15 protein-coding genes are annotated in these 19130 nt (G+C 72.0%); 9 read left to right on the forward strand and 6 right to left on the reverse strand.

What is annotated here, in order from left to right; genetic code table 11:
* Nucleotides 1-55 precede the first annotated feature (55 nt).
* Nucleotides 56-1003, reverse strand: a complete 948-nt coding sequence (locus ACZ4Z2_RS12610) for a L,D-transpeptidase family protein (RefSeq protein WP_468075066.1) — start codon at nucleotides 1001-1003, stop codon at nucleotides 56-58.
* 240 nt (nucleotides 1004-1243) lie between these two features.
* Between ACZ4Z2_RS12610 and ACZ4Z2_RS12615 the strand changes: the two genes are divergently transcribed.
* Together ACZ4Z2_RS12615 and leuE are read left to right on the forward strand one after the other, a co-directional pair.
* Nucleotides 1244-2824, forward strand: coding sequence for an acyl-CoA mutase large subunit family protein (locus tag ACZ4Z2_RS12615; protein WP_468075068.1), 1581 nt, complete (start codon nucleotides 1244-1246; stop codon nucleotides 2822-2824).
* A 43-nt stretch (nucleotides 2825-2867) separates the two neighbouring features.
* Nucleotides 2868-3521 carry a leucine efflux protein LeuE gene (gene leuE / locus ACZ4Z2_RS12620; RefSeq protein WP_468075070.1) on the forward strand — a complete coding sequence of 218 codons (654 nt, stop codon included), beginning with the start codon at nucleotides 2868-2870 and terminating at the stop codon, nucleotides 3519-3521.
* A gap of 4 nt (nucleotides 3522-3525) precedes the next feature.
* Here the strand turns inward: leuE and ACZ4Z2_RS12625 are convergent, their stop codons facing one another.
* Nucleotides 3526-5028 (reverse strand): FAD-dependent oxidoreductase, encoded by a 1503-nt coding sequence (locus ACZ4Z2_RS12625; RefSeq protein ID WP_468075072.1) that lies wholly within the window; start codon nucleotides 5026-5028, stop codon nucleotides 3526-3528.
* 72 nt (nucleotides 5029-5100) lie between these two features.
* On the opposite strand from ACZ4Z2_RS12625, the gene ACZ4Z2_RS12630 reads away from it, so the two are divergent.
* The gene (locus ACZ4Z2_RS12630; RefSeq protein WP_468075074.1) at nucleotides 5101-5820 is read left to right on the forward strand and encodes a TetR/AcrR family transcriptional regulator C-terminal domain-containing protein; all 720 of its coding nucleotides are present in this window, start codon (nucleotides 5101-5103) and stop codon (nucleotides 5818-5820) included.
* Nucleotides 5821-5999: 179 nt separating this feature from the next.
* Here ACZ4Z2_RS12630 and ACZ4Z2_RS12635 read toward each other — a convergent pair whose 3' ends face one another.
* From ACZ4Z2_RS12635 to ACZ4Z2_RS12650, 4 genes are all read right to left on the reverse strand, one after another.
* Complete coding sequence (locus tag ACZ4Z2_RS12635; protein WP_468075076.1) at nucleotides 6000-6923, reverse strand: class I SAM-dependent methyltransferase; 924 nt, start codon at nucleotides 6921-6923, stop codon at nucleotides 6000-6002.
* 166 nt (nucleotides 6924-7089) lie between these two features.
* Nucleotides 7090-8283, reverse strand: a complete 1194-nt coding sequence (locus tag ACZ4Z2_RS12640) for an acyltransferase family protein (protein WP_468075077.1) — start codon at nucleotides 8281-8283, stop codon at nucleotides 7090-7092.
* A 7-nt stretch (nucleotides 8284-8290) separates the two neighbouring features.
* Nucleotides 8291-9625 (reverse strand): alpha-2,8-polysialyltransferase family protein, encoded by a 1335-nt coding sequence (locus ACZ4Z2_RS12645; protein WP_468075079.1) that lies wholly within the window; start codon nucleotides 9623-9625, stop codon nucleotides 8291-8293.
* Entirely contained in the window at nucleotides 9622-10599 is a 978-nt protein-coding gene (locus ACZ4Z2_RS12650; RefSeq protein WP_468075081.1) for a glycosyltransferase family 2 protein, read from the reverse strand. Before ACZ4Z2_RS12650 ends, ACZ4Z2_RS12645 begins: the two co-directional genes overlap by 4 nt.
* A gap of 198 nt (nucleotides 10600-10797) precedes the next feature.
* Between ACZ4Z2_RS12650 and ACZ4Z2_RS12655 the strand changes: the two genes are divergently transcribed.
* The 6 genes from ACZ4Z2_RS12655 to ACZ4Z2_RS12680 all read left to right on the forward strand — a co-directional run bounded on the left by ACZ4Z2_RS12655 (nucleotide 10798) and on the right by ACZ4Z2_RS12680 (nucleotide 19040).
* Complete coding sequence (locus ACZ4Z2_RS12655) at nucleotides 10798-12129, forward strand: DUF6716 putative glycosyltransferase (protein WP_468075083.1); 1332 nt, start codon at nucleotides 10798-10800, stop codon at nucleotides 12127-12129.
* A gap of 35 nt (nucleotides 12130-12164) precedes the next feature.
* Entirely contained in the window at nucleotides 12165-13478 is a 1314-nt protein-coding gene (locus ACZ4Z2_RS12660) for a cytidylyltransferase domain-containing protein (protein ID WP_468075085.1), read from the forward strand.
* A gap of 13 nt (nucleotides 13479-13491) precedes the next feature.
* Nucleotides 13492-14436, forward strand: a complete 945-nt coding sequence (locus tag ACZ4Z2_RS12665; RefSeq protein WP_468075087.1) for an N-acetylneuraminate synthase family protein — start codon at nucleotides 13492-13494, stop codon at nucleotides 14434-14436.
* Nucleotides 14437-14479: 43 nt separating this feature from the next.
* A complete protein-coding gene (locus ACZ4Z2_RS12670) occupies nucleotides 14480-15655 on the forward strand; it encodes a hypothetical protein (protein WP_468075089.1) in 1176 nt (391 codons plus the stop codon).
* A 128-nt stretch (nucleotides 15656-15783) separates the two neighbouring features.
* A complete protein-coding gene (locus ACZ4Z2_RS12675; protein WP_468075091.1) occupies nucleotides 15784-17022 on the forward strand; it encodes a low temperature requirement protein A in 1239 nt (412 codons plus the stop codon).
* A 767-nt stretch (nucleotides 17023-17789) separates the two neighbouring features.
* Nucleotides 17790-19040, forward strand: a complete 1251-nt coding sequence (locus tag ACZ4Z2_RS12680; protein WP_468075093.1) for an amidohydrolase — start codon at nucleotides 17790-17792, stop codon at nucleotides 19038-19040.
* Nucleotides 19041-19130: the final 90 nt, after the last annotated feature.

Raw genomic sequence — 19130 nt, forward strand, 5'->3', positions numbered from 1 at the left:
CATCACTTCCCGTGCGGCCCTCGTGGCCGGTGTTCCGGCCCGCCTGCTCGGCCCCTCACCAGGCGACGACCACCTTGTCGCCATTCCTGACCTGCGCGAACAGCCGCGCGATCGCCGCCTCGTCGCGGACGTTCACGCAGCCGTGCGAGGCGCCGTAGTAGCCGCGGGCCGCGAAGTCGGACGAGTAGTGGACGGCCTGCCCGCCGCTGAAGAACATCGCGTACGGCATCGCCGTGTCGTACAGCGTCGACCAGTGGTCGCGGGACTTGAAGTAGACGTGGAACACGCCCTCACGGGTGGGCGTGTACTGCGAGCCGAACCGCACCTCGACCGTCGTCAGCGTCCTGCCGTCCACCATCCAGCGCAGGGTGCGGCTCGTCTTGCTGACGCACAGCACCCGGCCCGTGAGGCAGCGCGGGTCCGGCGGCGCCGCCGGCTGGCCCCCGAACGCGTACAGGTCCCATTTGCCCGGCTCCCGCGTCATCCCCATCAGCCGCGCCCAGGTGACGGTGTCCGTCCGCCCGGTCCGCGGCAGCCCCCGCTTGCCCTGGAAACCCTTCACGGCCTGGACGGTCAGCTCGTCGTACGTCCCCGTCGGTCCGACGTGCAGCCAGGCGACCTGCCGGAGACGGGCCTGGAGTTCCCGCACCTCGAACCCCTCGTCGCCACGGGACCACAGCACCTTGGGCGGGACGGCGGGGGCCGGATCGCCACCGGGGGGCGGCGCGGTCGAGGGGGCGACCCGACCGCCGGCCCCCTCCCCGCCCGCCTCCCCGCCCTTCTCGTCGTCGCCGCCGCCATCGCCATCGCCGTCGCCGGTTCCGGCGCCGTCCGCCTCGTCGCCGCCGTCCGCAAGGGGGCCGCCGCCCGGGGTGGCCGTCGAGTCGACGCGGACCGGCTGCCCCTGGTCGCCGTCGACCCGCACCACCGGGCCCGTGCAGCCGCCCACCACCGCGATCGCCGCGAGCGCGGCCACCGATCTCCGCAGGTCCCTGGTACGCATCCGGCTCCTTGTCGTCTTCCGGCCGCGGTCGCGCGGGCGCGCGGGCCCGCCCCTCCGCCGGGCCGGGTCTGCCGAAAGGTTGCCCGGGGGTGACCCGTCGCGAACAACGGGGCATGGTTGTGAGCAAGGTCCCAACGGGTGCCACTCCACCGGGCGCACGGCCGCCGCTACAGTCCGTCGCGAGGGTCGTCTGTACTAGCGAGTAACCACCGAGTACCACACAACGCGGAGGCACACACCATGGCGCGCGAGTCGGAGTCCGGACTGCCCATCGAGCCGGTGTACGGACCGGACGCTCTCGAGGGCTGGGATCCGGCGGACAAGCTGGGTGAGCCCGGGAAGTACCCCTTCACCCGTGGTGTGTACCCGTCGATGTACACGGGCCGGCCCTGGACGATGCGGCAGTACGCCGGTTTCGGTACGGCGGTGGAGTCCAACGCCCGCTACAAGCAGCTCATCGCCAACGGCACGATGGGCCTGTCGGTCGCGTTCGACCTGCCGACCCAGATGGGCCACGACTCCGACGCCCCGATCGCGCACGGCGAGGTCGGCAAGGTCGGCGTGGCGATCGACTCGATCGACGACATGCGGGTGCTGTTCGGCGGGATCCCGCTGGACAAGGTCTCCACGTCGATGACGATCAACGCCCCCGCCTCGCTGCTGCTCCTGCTGTACCAACTCGTCGCCGAGGAGCAGGGCGTCAGCGCCGACCAGCTGACCGGCACGATCCAGAACGACGTGCTGAAGGAGTACATCGCCCGCGGCACGTACATCTTCCCGCCCAAGCCCTCGCTGCGGCTGATCGCGGACATCTTCAAGTACTGCAAGGCCGAGATCCCGAAGTGGAACACCATCTCGATCTCCGGCTACCACATGGCCGAGGCCGGTGCCTCGCCCGCGCAGGAGATCGCGTTCACCCTCGCCGACGGCATCGAGTACGTGCGCACGGCGGTCGCGGCGGGCATGGACGTCGACGACTTCGCCCCCCGCCTGTCCTTCTTCTTCGTGGCCCGCACCACGATCCTGGAGGAGGTCGCCAAGTTCCGCGCCGCGCGCCGCATCTGGGCGCGGGTGATGAAGGACGAGTTCGGGGCGAAGAACCCCAAGTCGCTGATGCTGCGCTTCCACACGCAGACCGCGGGCGTCCAGCTGACCGCCCAGCAGCCCGAGGTGAACCTCGTGCGCGTCGCCGTGCAGGGCCTCGCGGCGGTCCTCGGCGGTACGCAGTCGCTGCACACCAACTCCTTCGACGAGGCCATCGCCCTGCCCACCGACAAGTCCGCCCGCCTGGCCCTGCGCACCCAGCAGGTCCTGGCCTACGAGACGGACGTCACCGCCACGGTCGACCCCTTCGCCGGCTCCTACGTCATCGAGAAGATGACCGACGACGTGGAGGCGGCGGCGGTCGAGCTGATGCGGAAGGTCGAGGACCTCGGCGGCGCGGTCTCCGCGATCGAGCACGGCTTCCAGAAGAACGAGATCGAGCGCAGCGCCTATCGGATCGCCCAGGAGACCGACTCCGGCGAGCGCGTCGTCGTCGGCGTCAACCGCTTCCAGCTCGACGAGGAGGAGCCCTACGAGCCGCTGCGCGTCGACCCCGCCATCGAGGCCCAGCAGGCGCAGCGCCTCGCCAAGCTCCGCGCCGAACGCGACCAGACGGCCGTCGACACCGCCCTCGCCGACCTGAAGAAGGCCGCCGAGGGCACCGACAACGTCCTCTACCCGATGCGGGAGGCCCTCAAGGCCCGCGCCACCGTCGGCGAGGTCTGCAACGCCCTGCGCGAGGTGTGGGGCACGTACGTGCCGTCGGACGCCTTCTGACCGCCGGGGCGGTTTGTCGTACCTCCGTGCCAGAATGCGGCCCATGTTCGGAGTCGTCGACCTTCCCACCTATCTGGCGGGCCTCGTCCTGATCGTGCTGCTGCCCGGCCCCAACTCCCTGTATGTCCTGTCCGTCGCCGCCCGGCGGGGGATACGGACGGGGTACCGGGCCGCGGCGGGCGTGTGGTGCGGGGACACCGTGCTGATGACCCTGTCGGCGGCGGGGGTGGCCTCGCTGCTGCAGGCCAACGCCGTGCTGTTCGGGATCGTGAAGTACGCGGGCGCCGGCTATCTGACGTGGCTCGCGGTCGGCATGCTGCGGGCCGCGTGGGGCATGTGGCGCAGCCGGCGGCAGGCCGTGGCCGAGGCGGCGGGCGGGGAGGTCGTGGAAGGCGAACGGCCGTTCCGGCGGGCGCTGGTCATCAGTCTGCTCAACCCGAAGGCGATCCTGTTCTTCGTCGCCTTCTTCGTGCAGTTCGTGGACCCGGCGTACGCCTACCCCGCGCTCTCCTTCGTCGTGCTCGGCGCCTTCGCCCAGCTCGCGAGCGTGCTGTATCTGACGGCGCTGATATTCGGCGGCACCAAGCTGGCCGCCGCGTTCCGCCGCCGCAAGAGGCTGTCGGCCGGGGCGACCTCGGCGGCGGGCGCGCTGTTCCTGGGCTTCGCGGTCAAACTGTCGCTGGCCAGCGGCGCCTAGGCAGTCATGACGCTTCGGCGAGGCCCACGCGGGCCGCGTAGCGGCGCAGGTCGCTCGCCGTCCGGCCGGCCCAGCCGACGTAGCCGTCGGGGCGGACGAGGAACACGCCGGTGCCGTACGCCTCGTAGGCCGGGATGCGGACCCGTCGTACGTCCCGTGGCTCCGGGAGGTCCGCCGCCTCGGTGCCGACCGTGAGCAGCGTCCAGTGCGGGCCGCGGAAGGCGTCGAAGAGGCGTACGCCGTCGCGCCGGCCGTCGGGCGCGCGGTCCCCGGCGCGGAGGGTGTCCGGGGGCAGGTTCTCGCGGGTGTCGACACAGAGGGAGGCGCCCCGGTAGCCGAGGTCGAGCTGGCGGGTGGCGCGGCCCCGGCGCTCCTCGCCCCGGTGGACCCGCGTCGACAGGCCGAGCACGCCCGCGGCCACCGGGCGCCGCTCCTCCTCGTACGTCTCCAGCAGCGCCTCGTCCGCGCCGCCCCGCAGCACCGCGCCCAGCTTCCACCCCAGGTTGTAGGCGTCCTGCACGCTGGTGTTGAGGCCCTGGCCCCCGGCGGGCGAGTGGACGTGCGCCGCGTCCCCGGCGAGGAACACGCGGCCTTCGCGGAAGCGGTCCGCGAGCGCGGCCCGGGGCCGGAAGTCCGACGCCCAGCGCACTTCCGTCACATCCCCGGGCGCGAGATGCGAGCGGGCGGCGACCACCTTGCGGATGCCGTCGGCGGACAGGTCCACCATGGTCTCGGCGCGGGGGAAGTTGGCGACCAGCTGGAAGTCGTCGGTGCCGGGGAGCGGGCAGATCGCCAGGAAACCGCCGGTCAGGGAGTCGGACCGGGCGGGTCGTGCCGCCCCCGCAGGCGCTGTGCCGTGGGCGTCCTCCGGGTCGGCCGCGGGCGGGAACACATGCCAGTGGTCGCGGTCCAGGGCCGGGATGCGCACGTCCGCGACGAGGGTCGGGGCCGGGTCGACGCTCTCGCCGGTCATGCCGATGCCGAGGAGCCGGCGGACGGTGGACCGGCCCCCGTCGGCGGCGACGGCGTAGCGGGCGCGTACCCCTGGGCCCCGGGTGAAGGACGCCGTGACGCCGTCGGCGTCCTGGTCCAGCCCCACCAGCTCCCGGTCGAACACCACGTCGCCGCCCAGCTCCCGCAGCCGGGCCAGCAGGATCTCCTGCGTACGCCACTGGGGGATCAGCCAGGGCCCCGGATACGGCTCGGCCTCGGTCGCCTCCACCTCGTCGAACATCCGGTGCTCGCCCTGCCGGCGCCCGAGGCTCCAGATCATCCCGACGGGCGCGGGGCCGCCGGCGGCGTGGATCGCGTCCAGCACGCCGAGGTCGTCCATGACCTCCAGCGTGCGTGGCTGCATGCCCTTGCCGCGGGACCCCGGGAACAGGGCGCCGGCCCGCTCCACGAGCAGGGCGCGGACACCGCGCCGCGTGAGGTCGACGGCGAGGGCGAGACCGGTGGGGCCCGCGCCGACGATCAGGACGTCCGTGGTGTGCGTGTCTGTCCTCATACGAGAACTCTCCTTAACGGCGTTAAGTTCCGACGGGCGACAGCATGCGCTTAACGCCGTTAAGCTGTCAACGTGGTTCCCAGGAAATCCCCGAAGCTGGACAAGAAGCAGGTCGCCGAGACGGCCCTGCGGTTGCTGAACGAGGTCGGTCTGGAAGGGCTGAGCCTCCGCGCGATCGCCAAGGAACTCGATGTCCAGGCCCCCGCGCTGTACTGGCACTTCAAGAACAAGCAGGACCTGCTGGACGAGATGGCGACCGAGATGGTCCGGCGGATGGCGGCGGACTGGGGGCGGCTGTCGGCGGACGCGGGGGAGAGCGCGGCGGAGGGCGCGGCAGAGGGCGCGGCGGGAGCCGCCGGCTGGCAGGAGGTGCTGCGGGCGAGGATGCGCGGGCTGCGGGAGCACCTGCTGCGCTACCGCGACGGCGCGAAGGTGTACAGCGGGACCCGCTTCACCGACCTGTCGTACGCGGAGCCGATGGAGGCGCATCTGCGGATGCTCACGGCGGCGGGCTTCACTCCGGCGGCGGCCGCGCGGGCCTGGCTCACGGCGTACAGCTACACGATCGGCTACGTCATCGAGGAACAGGCCATGGGCCCGGACCCGGCGGCCGGCGCGGAGGGCTACGACCTGGCGGCGCGCGCCGAGCGCCTGGAGGCGTTCCCGCTGACGGCGCAGGCCGGTTGGGAGATCTTCCAGGACCACGAACGAGGTTTCGAGGAGGGCCTGAACGCGGTCCTGACGGGCATCGCAGCCACGATGAGGACGGCAGGGGGCCGGGACACGCGCTGAGGGGGCGGGTCGGCCCTGAGGGGCGCAGCCCCGAAAGGGGCGCGGGGAACTGCGCGACCAGCCACACGCGGCGCGCAGTCACCCCCACACGGAGCGGCCTCCCACCGAAGGCCCACCCACCCTCAGAGGGACGAAGAACCCGCCCGCGCCCCCCCCAACGCCCGTCCGCTCCGGCGCCCTTACTTCCCCGGGACCCTCCCCGCCCGCGCCCGCCGTATCGCTCTCGTCACCACCGGCGGCAACAGGTCCACGGCCAGTCGGCGCGCCCCGCCGCGAGGCGGCCGGGGCCGGGGTGGCGCGGCGACGGGGGCGGCCGGCGCAGCCGCCGGCTCGGGGGCCGTCCAGTGCCGGGACCTGGGGAAGGCCGGGGCCTTCATCCCCTTGGACTTGAGCCGGATGATCCGGTGCCCGGCGGCCCGCTGATTGCTGAGGTGGCAGTCGTCGCGCCCGGCCACCATCTCCAGCAGCGCGTCCTGGAACGGCTCGGGATCGTCCCAGGTGCCGTACAGCTTCTGGGTGCTCAGGCAGATCGGGTTCAGACGCCGGTTGAGCACGGCCTCCCACGCGGCGATCGACACACCGGGCGTGTGCTCGGAGCGGAAGTCGTCGAGGACGACGACGCCCCCGGGGAGGAGGATGTCGCGGGCGGCGGTGATGTCGCCCTGGACGTGCTCGTAGAGGTGGGACGCGTCGATGTGCACGAAGCGGCACGAGCGCGGCTTGACCTCGCCGGGCACGATCGAGCTGGGGCCCTGCAGGACGCGGGGCAACTCGTCGTGGAAGGCGAGGTAGTTCGCCTCGAAGGCCCGCCGGGTCAGCGTCGAGCGGTACGACTTCGTGGCCTCCGCCGCGTTGGCGTCGTCGGGTGCGTCGCTCTCGAAGAGGTCGCAGACCGTGTACGCCTCGCCCTCCTGGAGGTGCCGGCCGAGGAAGATGGCGCTCTTGCCCATGTAGACGCCGACTTCCAGGAGGTCGCCCCGCTCGCCCGCGGCCTCCTGCCGGTCGAGGAACCAGTTGAAGAGGAGCTGGTCGAGCACCGGGAACCAGCCGGGTACGTCGTCGAGTTCACGGGGTAGCCGGATCGTGCCTTGTTCAGAGGTCATGTCAGAGGTCATGAGGACAGAAGACTCTCTTGCGTCGACGAGGCGAACAGGCGAACGGGCCAGGAACCTAGGAGAAGCCCCCGACCCGGTCAAGGATGCTGCTGAGCCTCTCCGCGCAGGCCGTTTCCAACCCCTGACCAGGATGAACACTCGGCCAATTCGACGTTCAACGACGGCGTCCCTGAAGTGACGCGCGCAGCCGCGGTTGCAGCGGCCGTTCCACCCCGTGGTGCAGCAGCCACGCGAGCAGCAGCATCAGCGCCACGGTGAGCGCGAGCGTGACGGCGGAGGGCAGACCGAGCCCCTGGTGCAGCGCCTGGACCACCGGCCAGCCGAGGTGCTCGTGGACCAGGTAGAAGGGGTACGTCAGCGCCCCGGCGGTGGTCAGCCAGCGCCAGTTCACCCGGTCGAGGAGGCCCAGCGCGACCGCGCCGACGGCCACGAAGCCCAGCGTGACGGCGAGGACGATGCCCCACTGGGGCCGGTACGAGAAGAACGCGTCGTTCGGCGCGTGCCACATGTCCCGGACCGTGTGGTACTGGCTCAGCAGCAGACTGAACCCCACGATCAGCCAGGCGGCGGTGTCCCGGCGGTCCCGGTGCACCAGGTAGAGGCCGATGCCGCCGATGAACAGCGACGCGTACTCCGGCATCAGCACCAACTGCAGGAACGGTTCCCTCGATGCCTCGGCCAGGGTCGCGGCCAGCGTCCAGCCGCCGCAGAACCAGATGACCCGTCTCCGGGTCACCCCGGGCAGGACGACGCACAGCGCGAACAGGACGTAGAAGCGGACCTCCGCCCACAGCGTCCAGCACACCCCGAGGACGCGGTCCGCGCCGAGCGGCATCTGGAGCATGGTCAGATTGACCAGGAACTCGCTGGCCGACACCCGGGCGAACGCGACACCCGGCAGGGCCAGGACCGCCGCGACGAGGACGACCGCCGCCCAGTACGCCGGCAGCAGTCGGGCCGCGCGGGACGCGAGGAACGACTGGACCGAACGGCCCCAGCCGCTCGCGCAGATGACGAACCCACTGATCACGAAGAAGGCCTGGACACCCGCCCAGCCGTACGCGAACCAGCTGTGCGCGGTCGGGAACTGCACGGCGGGCGAGGCCCCCCACGCCTTCCCGATCTCCCCGTCGCGGCCTCCGTAGTGGTAGGCCGCGACCGAGAAGGCGGCGAGGAGCCGCAGTCCGTCGAGGGCGTACAGCCGGGGCGCGGGGCGGGCCCCGCCGCGCGCGGCGGAGGTCCCCGGGGTCGCGGCCAGGGTGGTGCGAGGGGCGGTGCGAGGCGTGGTGCTCGGGGTGGTGCCCGCCTCCGGTGAGAGCGTCGGAAGCGTCGTGCTCTTCGCGGTCATGCCGCGCTCACCCCAGGGTCGCTCGCTTGAGGGACCTGGCCCGGCGCGCGACTCTTCGTACGGTGGCGTTGCGCGGGATGAACGCGAGCTGGACCGGGATGCCGCCGGGCAGCCCGAGCGACGTGAGCCGGCGGCGCTTGAAGTAGCGCAGGGTGTGCGTGCTCAGGTGCTTCGCCAGATACGACTCGGCCTCCGCGCGCAGCGACGGGTAGATCTTGGACTGCATGGCGTACCCCACCGCGCGGACCAGCCGGTTGAGGTCGGCCACGCTCATGCCCGGCTTCCGCGCCTCCACCGCCGCCCGGTCGCCCAGATCCGGCAGCAGCGCGTCCACGACGGTGACCGGCACCCGGTTGCTGTTCTCGTAGGGCGCGAGCCGCTCCAGCAGGGTCCCGGTGCCCACACGGGCCACCGGCAGGTCGTACAGCGCGGAGGCGGTGAGCAGGGCCGTGGAGAAGCAGCCGACCACCAGCGCCGGACGCATCCGCTGGTAGAGCACCTCGGCGAGGACCGGCGTGTCGAGCACGGTGAGATCGGCGCCGAGCCGCTCGGCCTCCTGCTCCAGCCCGCGCGACCAGCGCGCCGGGGCGCTGGGGTGCGGCTTGAACACCACCCGCGTGTGGCCGAGGGCCACCGCGCCCTTCAGCATCCGTACGTGGAGGTCCTCCTCCTCCTCGGCGGTGAGGATGCCGAGCGCGGAGAGGTACTGGCCGAGCAGCAGCGCCGGTTCCTCGACGGCGGGCAGCGCGTCACCGGTGTCGACCAGCTCCGCGAGGACCTTCACGAAGGCGTCCGTCGGCACGATCTCCGCCGGAACGCCGAACTCGGTGAGCAGCAGCGGCTCCAGGCCCGGCACCAGGTCCAGATGGAGGACGCGGTCGATCCGGGTGCCGACCAGCGGGTCGATCTTGTTGCGGGTGGGGCCGTAGCTCATCAGGCCGTCCGCGTACACGGTGACGGGCGCGCCGGTGAAGATCTGGGTGAAGCCGAGCGCCGGGTGGACCTGGATGGACTCCACCGCCAGCTCGACGTCGTCGTCACCGAGGCCCCACAGCAGCCGCAGATGCCGTTCCCACAGGGGCACGTCGTCCATGCGGGGCGACCAGCCGCCCGGGTGGAACGGGGAGATGGTCTCGTTCCAGGAGATGACGTCGTCGAAGCGGGCGCGGAGCCGCTCGAAGCCGGGCATCTCGTCCAGGGCGGGGGCCGTCTCCGGTGTCCCCGCGTTGTTGGAGATCAGCAGAATGCGCCGGCCGGCCGGGCGGAAGCACTCGGTGTCCAGGGCCGCGGCCAGGGTGGCCGTGCCGTACAGCGTGGACGCCATGAAGATCTGCGTGGTCACGCGGCGACCCCCGTCGGGGCGGGACGGCGGCGCAGCCGGCGCAGTCGTGTGGCGCGCTGGACGTCCATGGAGTCGAGCGCCTCGTCCAGTACGTCCTGCGGCATTCGGCGCAACGCGACCGCGCTCATCGACTTGAGTTTCCGTGCCACCGCCGGCTCGAACCTTTCGATGGATCCCAAATGGTGGGAGATAATCGCGCAATATGTGCGCACGGCCTTGGGGAGGAGTTTGTCCGCGTCCCGGTCCTTCGCTGTTTCCGCGATGACCTGGTCGAATGCGCGAATGAAATCGAGTTGGCGCACGTCACCGATCTGAGTCAGCGAAGAGGCCACTCCGCGCCGGTAGAAGACACCCAGCAGCCCCACCGTCGCAAAGGATTCAGCCTCCCGGTGCAGCTTCCAGATCCAGGGCCGGTCCTCCGCCGTCCGCAGCCCGTGGGTGAAGTGCAGCAGCCCTCGATCGACCAGCCGGCGGTGGTAGACGCCCGCCCAGGCGTACGCGTAGTCGACGGAGGTGGAGCGGTCCGCCGGCAGGATCGCGTCACGCGGGTTCGTCACCACGCCCCGCCGCCCGTTGGGCACCCGGTGGACCGAACGGGCCCGCGCGGTGCACTGGACATGGTCCGTGCGGACGAAGTCGCACCCCAACTCCTCGATGGCGGAGAGAAGTTGCGGGTAGTAGCCGGGGGCGAGCCAGTCGTCCCCGTCGAGGAACGTCAGGTACTCGCCACGGGCCTTGTCGATACCCGTGTTGCGCGCGGTCGCCAGTCCTCCGTTCTGCTCGTGTCTGACATACACGGCGCCCGGCAGCTCACGCTCCGCGCGCGCGAGGATGTCCGGTGTCTCGTCGCGCGAGCAGTCGTCGACGAGAATGAATTCGAAGTCCTCACGCGCGTTGGCCCTGAGGCTCTTCAGGGTGTCGGGCGCGTATTGCTGCACGTTGTAGAACGGCACGATGACGGAGAGCTTGACCACCCCTGTGACGTTAGGCGGCCCTCCGGCATTCGTCTTGACCACCCGCTTGATGCCAGGTGAACGACGCGTGGCGGTACCGTGAACCAGGCGCATTTCCCGGTGTTCCACGGCCCGATTCGCCATTCGTCGACGCGCTGTTAACCCTTTGTTGCATTCGGGTTGGGCCGATCAACGGAATCCCTTCCTAGCGTCTTCGACGTGCCAGCAAGTGCTACGAACAGCCTGCGAGTCGCCGTCCTCGCCGATTCCGACACCCGGTGGAAGTGGGGCGCGCTCACCGCGAAGCGCCTCACCCCCGAGGGCGCGGACATCCGCCTGGACGGCTTCCTCCTGCGCGGCCGTGCCACCCCGACCGCCCGCCAGCTCCAGGAGGTCGGCGTCCGTCCCGACTCCCTGCGCGAGGTGACCGGCGTCGAGTTCCTGCGCGCCCTGGGCACGCCGGAGGCGGCCGAGTCGTACGACGTCATCGTGCTGGCCCTGGTGGGCGGCGGCGTCCAGGCGATGCTGCACGGACTGCGGCACGCCTGGGGCGCCCGGAGCAGGCGGCCCGTGGTCGTCACCGGCTATGTCGGCGTCGTCTACGAGAAGCTCGCCGACGGTCTGCTGCTGCGGCACGGCGCGGACCTCGTCCTCGCCAACTCCCGCCAGGACGCGGACCGGTTCCGGGCCGTGTACGAAGGGGTCGGCGCCGACGCCTCCTCGGTCACCGAGGTCGCCCTGCCCTTCCTCGGCGGTAAGCCGTACGAGCCCTCCGCGGAGCGGGCGGGCCGGCCCTACACGGTCGTCTTCGCCGTCCAGCCGTCCGTCCCGGACAACCGCAAGGACCGTACGTACCTGCTGAACCGGCTCATCCAGCACGCCCGGCTGCACCCGGACCGCGAGGTCCTGCTCAAGCTGCGCTCCAAGCCGGGCGAGCACACCACGCACATCGAGGAGCTGCCCTACCAGAAGCTGGCGCAGAAGACCGATCTGCCGTCCAACTTCCGCCTGGTCTACGGTCACATGGGCGAGGTCCTCGACACCACCGACCTGCTCGTCACCATCAGCTCCACGGCCGCCCTGGAGTCGCTGCACCGCCGGATCCCCACCGTGGTCCTCACCGACCTCGGGATCCGGGAGGCGCTCGGCAACCACCACTTCGTGGGCTCCGGATGCCTGGCCTCCTGGGACCAGCTGGACGCCGGGCACGAGCCGGCGCCCGACCCCGAGTGGGTGGCCCGGCAGGGCGTGGGGGCCGACGGTTCGTACGCCACCGCCTTCGACGGCGCACGCGACCGCATCGCCAAGCTGACCGCCGCCGAACTCCCGCCCCTCACGCCGTACTACACCCCCGTCACCGCGTCCGGCTATCTGCCCGGCATCCTCGCCCGCCACCACCTCGGCCCCGACGGCAGCCCGCTGCCGGGTGCGCCCGCCGCCGACCGGCAGGCAGGGCCCGTACGGCAGATCGTGCGCCGGGCGGCGCGCGGCGCCTACCGGCACGGGGTGCAGCGCGTGGCACCCGTCATCCGGCGGATGGGGGAGCTGTGAGCCGCCACCCGTCCTCCCCGCAAGGAGCTCCACTGATGTCCCACCCGGAAGCGGACCGAGCGCCCTCCGTACGCCGCGTCCTCGCCGTCATCCCCGCCCGCGGCGGCTCCAAGGGCGTCCCCGCGAAGAACCTCGCCCCCGTCGGCGGTGTGCCGCTGGTGGCCCGCGCGGTGCGTGAGTGCAAGGCAGCCCGGCTGGTGACCGATGTCGTCGTCTCCACCGACGACCACGCCATCGCCGCCGCCGCCCGCGAGTCCGGCGCCGAGGTCGTCCTGCGGCCCGCCGCCATCGCCGGTGACACCGCCACCTCCGAGGCCGCCGTCCTGCACGCCCTCGACGCCCACGAGGCGCTCCACGGCGCCGCCGTCGACGTGGTCCTCCTCGTCCAGTGCACCAGCCCGTTCATCCTCCGCGAGGACATCGACGGCGTGGCCCGCGCCGTCGCCGAGCACGGCGCCGACACGGCCCTGACGGTCGCCCCGTTCCACGGCTTCATCTGGCGCGACACGGCGGACGAGCTCGCCGCCGGCGAGGCCGCCCGCACGGACCCGACCGCGATCACGACGGACGACCTGGTGGCGAACGACGCGGACACCGTCGGCGGCTACGGCGTCAACCACGACAAGTCGTTCCGCCCCCGCCGCCAGGACCGCCCCCAGGACCTGCTGGAGACCGGCGCCGCGTACGCCATGGACGCCGCCGGACTCCGCAAGCACCAGCACCGCTTCTTCGGCCGTACGGAACTCGTCCGCACCGACCCCGCCCGGGTCCTGGAGATCGACGACCCGCACGACCTCGCCCGCGCCCAGGCCCTCGCGCCGCTCTTCGACGCGAACCGGCCCGGCGCCCTCCCCACCTACGACGACATCGACGCCGTAGTCCTCGACTTCGACGGCACCCAGACCGATGACCGGGTGCTGATCGACTCCGACGGACGGGAGTTCGTCTCCGTGCACCGCGGCGACGGACTCGGCATCGCGGCCCTCCGCAGGAGCGGCCTGAAGATGCTGATCCTGTCCACGGAACAGAACCCGGTCGTGGCCGCCCGGGCCCGGAAGCTGCAGATCCCGGTGCTCCACGGCATCGACCGGAAGGACCTCGCCCTGAAGCAGTGGTGCGAGGAACAGGGCATCGCGCCCGAGCGCGTGCTCTACGTCGGCAACGACGTCAACGACCTCCCGTGCTTCGCCCTCGTGGGCTGGCCCGTGGCGGTCGGCAGCGCCCACGACGTCGTGCGCGGCGCCGCACGCGCGGTCACCACCGTCCCCGGTGGCGAAGGCGCGATCCGAGAGATCGCCGGCTGGATCCTCGGTCCCTCTCTCGACTCTCTCGACCCCCTCGACAAGTAAGGAACACGTCGCCATGTCTGCCATCAACTCCCGCCTCCGCACCTTCGGTACCGAGCGCATCGCCGGCCCCGGCCAGCCCGTGTACATCTGCGGCGAGATCGGCATCAACCACAACGGCGAGCTGGACAACGCCTTCAAGCTGATCGACGTCGCCGCCGAGGCCGGCTGCGACGCCGTCAAGTTCCAGAAGCGCACCCCCGAGATCTGCACCCCCCGCGACCAGTGGGACATCGAGCGCGACACCCCCTGGGGCCGCATGACCTACATCGACTACCGCCACCGCGTGGAGTTCGGTGAGGACGAGTACCGCCAGATCGACGCGTACTGCAAGGAGAAGGGGATCGCCTGGTTCGCCTCCCCGTGGGACACCGAGGCCGTCGCCTTCCTGGAGAAGTTCGACGTCCCCGCCCACAAGGTGGCCTCCGCCTCCCTCACCGACGACGAGCTGCTCCGCGCGCTCCGCGCCACGGGCCGCACGATCATCCTCTCCACCGGCATGTCCACCCCGAAGCAGATCCGCCACGCGGTCGAGGTCCTCGGCTCGGACAACATCCTGCTCTGCCACGCCACCTCGACGTACCCGGCGAAGGCCGAGGAGCTGAACCTCCGCGTCATCAACACCCTCCAGGCCGAGTACCCGAACGTCCCGATCGGCTACTCCGGCCACGAGACGGGCCTGCAGACCACCCTCGCCGCGGTCGCCCTCGGCGCCACCTTCGTCGAGCGCCACATCACCCTCGACCGCGCGATGTGGGGCTCCGACCAGGCCGCCTCCGTCGAGCCGCAGGGCCTGACCCGCCTGGTCCGCGACATCCGCACCATCGAGGCGTCCCTCGGCGACGGCGTCAAGAAGGTCTACGACTCCGAGCTCGGCCCCATGAAGAAGCTGCGCCGCGTCACCGGCGTCGTCGCCGAGGCGGAGATCGCGGCGGCGGCGGGCGAGCCGGTCGGCGTCTGACACCCACCTCCCACCCACCAAGGGAAGCGACGGTCGAACGTCGATGAGCCCCCGCGCCGGAACCGCCGGCCCCCACACTCTCGCCTTCGTCGAGAGCCCGGTACAGCTCCTGAACGTGCTGGAGTGGGCCCACGCCCACGCCCTCGGCACGCGCCAGGCCCCCGGCGCGGGGCCGGCCTCCGAGCCGGGGGCGCCCTCCGGCCTCGCCGCCTCCTACGGCGTGCGACCGTCGCCCGGGGCGTCCGGCACGGGACTCGTCCTGGTCGTCCTGTCGCCCAACGACCCCATGACCCGGGGCCAGTTGCGCCGTATGACGGAGCTGGCGCGGGACGAGGGCCACGAGGTGCGCTGGGAGGAGGCGCGCGGCGGCACGGTGGCCCCGTTCCGCACCGTCGGCGGGCTCGCCCCGCTGCTGCGCGCCGCCCGCCGCGTCGTCCTGGGCGACCCCTTCTCCCGTTACGTCCAGCTCCTCCTGACGATCACCAGGGCACCGGACGTCGTCGTGGTCGACGACGGCACCGCCACCATGGAGTTCGTCTCCCAGCTGGCCCGCGGCGAACGCCTGGTCCGCTGGCACCGCAAGGGCGGCCGCCCGGGCCCCCGGGACCTGGTCTTCGCCCCGGTCTCCGCCAAGGCCCGCAGACGGCTCACCCCGACCGCCGGCCGGCGCGTCGAGGTCTTCTCCTCCATGCCGATCGACGAGGCCCCCGACGGGGTCACCGTCACCGCCAACGACTTCGCCTGGACCCGGGCCCGCTTCGGCCCGCCCCGCATCACCAAGGGCGCGGACCTCGTCGGCACGTCCCTGGTGGAGACCGGCGTCGTGGACGGCGACCGCTACCTCGAAGCCGTCCGCTCCCTCGCCAAGGCGCACGGCGCGACCCGCTACTTCGCCCACCGCCGCGAGAGCACCGACAAGCTCCACACCCTCGCGGCCGAGACGGGCCTGGAGATCGTGCGCCCCGACCTCCCCCTCGAACTGATCGCCCGCCGCGGCCCCATCGGCCGCACCATCCTCAGCTTCCCGTCGACCGTGGTCCACACCCTGCCGCTCGCCCTGGCGGGCACGGACGTACGCGTCGCCGTCTGCGACATCGACCCCAGCTGGCTCACCGAGACGGCCTCCCCCCGCGCCCAGGGCTTCCTGTCCGGAGTGACGGGCACCGCGAGGGACGTACACCGCCTGTCGTCGGTGGCACCGATCCAGGCGGTGCCGTAGGCCCTGTCGGCCTGGGGACCCCGCACCCCGTGGTGCCGGCGTATCCGGAGCACGGGCTTCCCCGGTTATCGTGCCGCGTGGACGGGGTGCGGGCGAAGTGCCGCACCCATGGGGGGAGTTGGGAACCAGTGACGACACACGGCGAACGCGTCCGGCTGACACCGACGGCGGACGGCCACAAGGTCACCCCCGCCGAACTCTTCTTCGACCTGGTCTTCGTCTACGCGATCACCCAGGTCACCGCCCTGATGGCGGACGACCCCACCGCCCTGCGCCTGCTGGGCGGCATGGTCGTCCTGGCCCTGCTGTGGTGGTGCTGGTGCTGCTTCGCCTGGCTCGGCAACGTCGTCCGCGCCGACTCCGGCGGCATGTTCGCGGTGCTGGTGTCGGTGATGGCCGTGGTCCTGATCGTCTCCCTGACGGTCCCCGAGGTCTACGGCGACGCCCCGGGCGGCCTCCCCGCCCCGCTGCTCTTCGTGCTCTGCTACGGCGCGGTCCGCGTCCTGCACCTGACGACGTACTGGATCTCCGACCCGGACGACCAGGCCCTGCGCGCCACCCTGCGCCGTACGGCCCTGCTGTCGGTCCTGCCGCCGTTCGCGCTGCTGCTGCTGGGCGCGGCCTTCGAGGGCGTGCCGCAGATCCTGATCTGGCTGTCCGCCGTCGCGATCGACTACGCGGGCATCTTCGTCACCGGCAGGTCGGGCTGGAAGGTCGCCTCCCCCGCGCACTTCTCCGAACGCCACGGCCTGATCGTGATCATCGCGCTCGGCGAGTCGATCGTCGCGATCGGCGTCGGCGTGACCGGCTACCCCGTGACGGTCCCCGTGCTCGTCGCGGCGTCCCTCGGTCTGCTGGTCGCGGCCGCGCTGTGGCGCCTGTACTTCCACGGCGTGAGCGAGCCTCCGGAGCACCGCCTGGCCGACCTGACCGGCGACGCCCGCACGGTCCTGGCCCGCGACGTCTACACGTTCCTCCACCTGCCGCTGGTGGCCGGCGTGGTGATCACCGCCCTGGGCATGAAGAAGACACTCCAGCAGGTCGCCGACACCGGCCACTACGGCCTGACCGAGCCGCTGCACGGCATGCCGGCCTGGGCCCTCGCGGGCGGAGCGGGCCTCTTCCTCCTCGGCTCGGCCGCGATCCTGCTCCGCTCGACCGGCCGCCGCTCCCCGTCCCTCGTCATCGGCGGCACGGTCTGCCTGGCGGCGGGCCCGGCGGTGACCCTGATCCCGGCGCTGGCCGCCCTGACAGCCCTGGCGGCCACCCTCACGGCCCTCCTCCTGGCGCACGGGAGGGCATCGGGAGCGGCCGGAGGCACGAGTGGGGCGGCCGGACAGGCGACGGGGCCGGACGGGGAGCAGTGAGGGACGCCGCAGCGCCACGGCAACCGCGCGGCGTCACGGCGACCCCTGCCACGCCCGGGACGGCTTCCCCGTCCGTGACGGCTTCCTCGCCGTGACGGCCTTCCTCGTCCACGCGGCGTTCCCGGTCCACCTGGGAGCACGTACGTACGTGTCCGGGACTGCCCGACCTTGCCCGTCCGAGTTCGCCCCGCCCGACGCCGCCATGGACGACTATCGGCCAACCCCCGACGCACCCCAAGGTGCCGTCCCGCCCACCTCAGCGCCCGGCGTCACCGTGGCCACCCGCGGTCACCCACCCGCCTCGGACCGCCACCACCCCCACGCCGCCCCGGCGTGACCCTGGTCACCGTCGCCCCATTCCTCCCCATCTCACGTCCGGGCCCCGTACCAGGTGAATCTCGCCCACCGTAGTCGAACAGTCACCCAACGGGGACGGATTCAGCACATCAGAGCGCCCGGAACGTGGTATCCGTGGAACGTGGGAATCGTTCGGGTACCCCCGGACGTTTGGACGAAGGGATTCGCGGGCAACCCCCGGCGTTCCCGGAGGGACGCCCCGGTCATCCCGGTGGGTCGCGCCGTCGGCGCCGCGTCGATCGCGTCCCGTCCATGAGGTCTGCCCGCTCCGAAGACGGACGGGTTTACCCATCCCTGCCCATACGTATGCGTTGGGCGGCCAGAAATCTTCCCCTTACGGGCTGATTTTTTGTTGATCGAGGGTTAGATGGTCGCCTGATCGCCCTACCCTTCAGAGGGTGAACCAACTGATGTCCCGAGAGTCCGAGGCCGATCTGCCAGGGGAAGCCGAAGCCGCCCTCCCCGGCACCCTGCCCGAAGCCCTGCGTGCCGAACTCGTCGCGTTCCGCCGCGACTTGCACATGCACCCGGAGCTCGGAAACCAGGAGTTCCGCACGACCGCCGCGATCAAGGCCCGCCTGGAGAAGGCGGGGCTCCGCCCGCGTGTGCTCGACAGCGGAACCGGACTCATCTGTGACATCGGCGACTGGGACGGTGGCCGTCCCCGCCTCGCGATGCGCGCCGACATCGACGCGCTGCCCATCCCCGACACCAAGGTGGACTGCGAGTACCGCTCCACCGTCCCGGACCGCGCCCACGCCTGCGGCCACGACGTGCACACCACCGTCGTGCTCGGCGCCGGGCTCGTCCTCGCCGACCTGCACCGCAAGGGGCAGCTGCCGCGACCCGTACGGCTGATCTTCCAGCCCGCCGAAGAGGTCCTCCCCGGCGGCGCGGGCGACGTGATCAAGAGCGGCGCCCTCGAAGGCGTCGGACGGATCATCGCCGTGCACTGCGACCCGAGGGTCGACGCCGGCCGTATCGGGCTGCGTCACGGTCCCATCACCTCGGCCTGCGACCGCCTGGAGATCGCCCTCGACGGCCCCGGCGGCCACACCGCCCGCCCCCATCTGACCACCGACCTCGTCACGGCGGCCGCCCGCGTCGTCACCGACGTGCCGGCGCTGGTCGCCCGCCGGGTCGACGCCCGCAGCGGACTCTCCGTGACCTGGGGCCGCGTCGAGTCGGGCCACGCCCCGAACGTGATCCCGCAGCACGCCGAGCTGTCCGGCACCGTGCGCTGCCTCGACATCAACGCCTGGCGGCAGGCGCCCGACCTGGTGCACGAGGCGATCGCCGAGGTCGCGACCCTGCACCGCGCCAAGTCCGAGATCAACTACGTCCGGGGCGTCCCGCCGGTCGTCAACGACCCCGTCGTCACCGAGCTGATCCACGACGCCATGGTCGCCCGCCGTGGCGCCACGGCCGTCGAGGACACCGAGCAGAGCCTCGGCGGCGAGGACTTCTCCTGGTACCTGGAGCACGTCCCGGGCGCGATGGCCCGCCTGGGTGTCCGCCGACCGGGCGACCTCACGGTCCGCGACCTCCACCAGGGCGACTTCGACGCGGACGAACACGCCATCACGGTCGGCGTGGAGCTCTTCACCGCCGCCGCCCTGCTGGACGCCCGCATGCAGGTCCTCGACGCCACCGCGTCCTAGGCCCTGTCGTCAAATTCCCGCCGTCGCCCGGAGGGCGGCCCCGCGGCGTCAGGTGCGTGCTCTCGGCGTGCCGGGCCCTGACCCGTGTAC

The sequence above is a fragment of the Streptomyces sp. NPDC030183 genome (assembly GCF_055573455.1).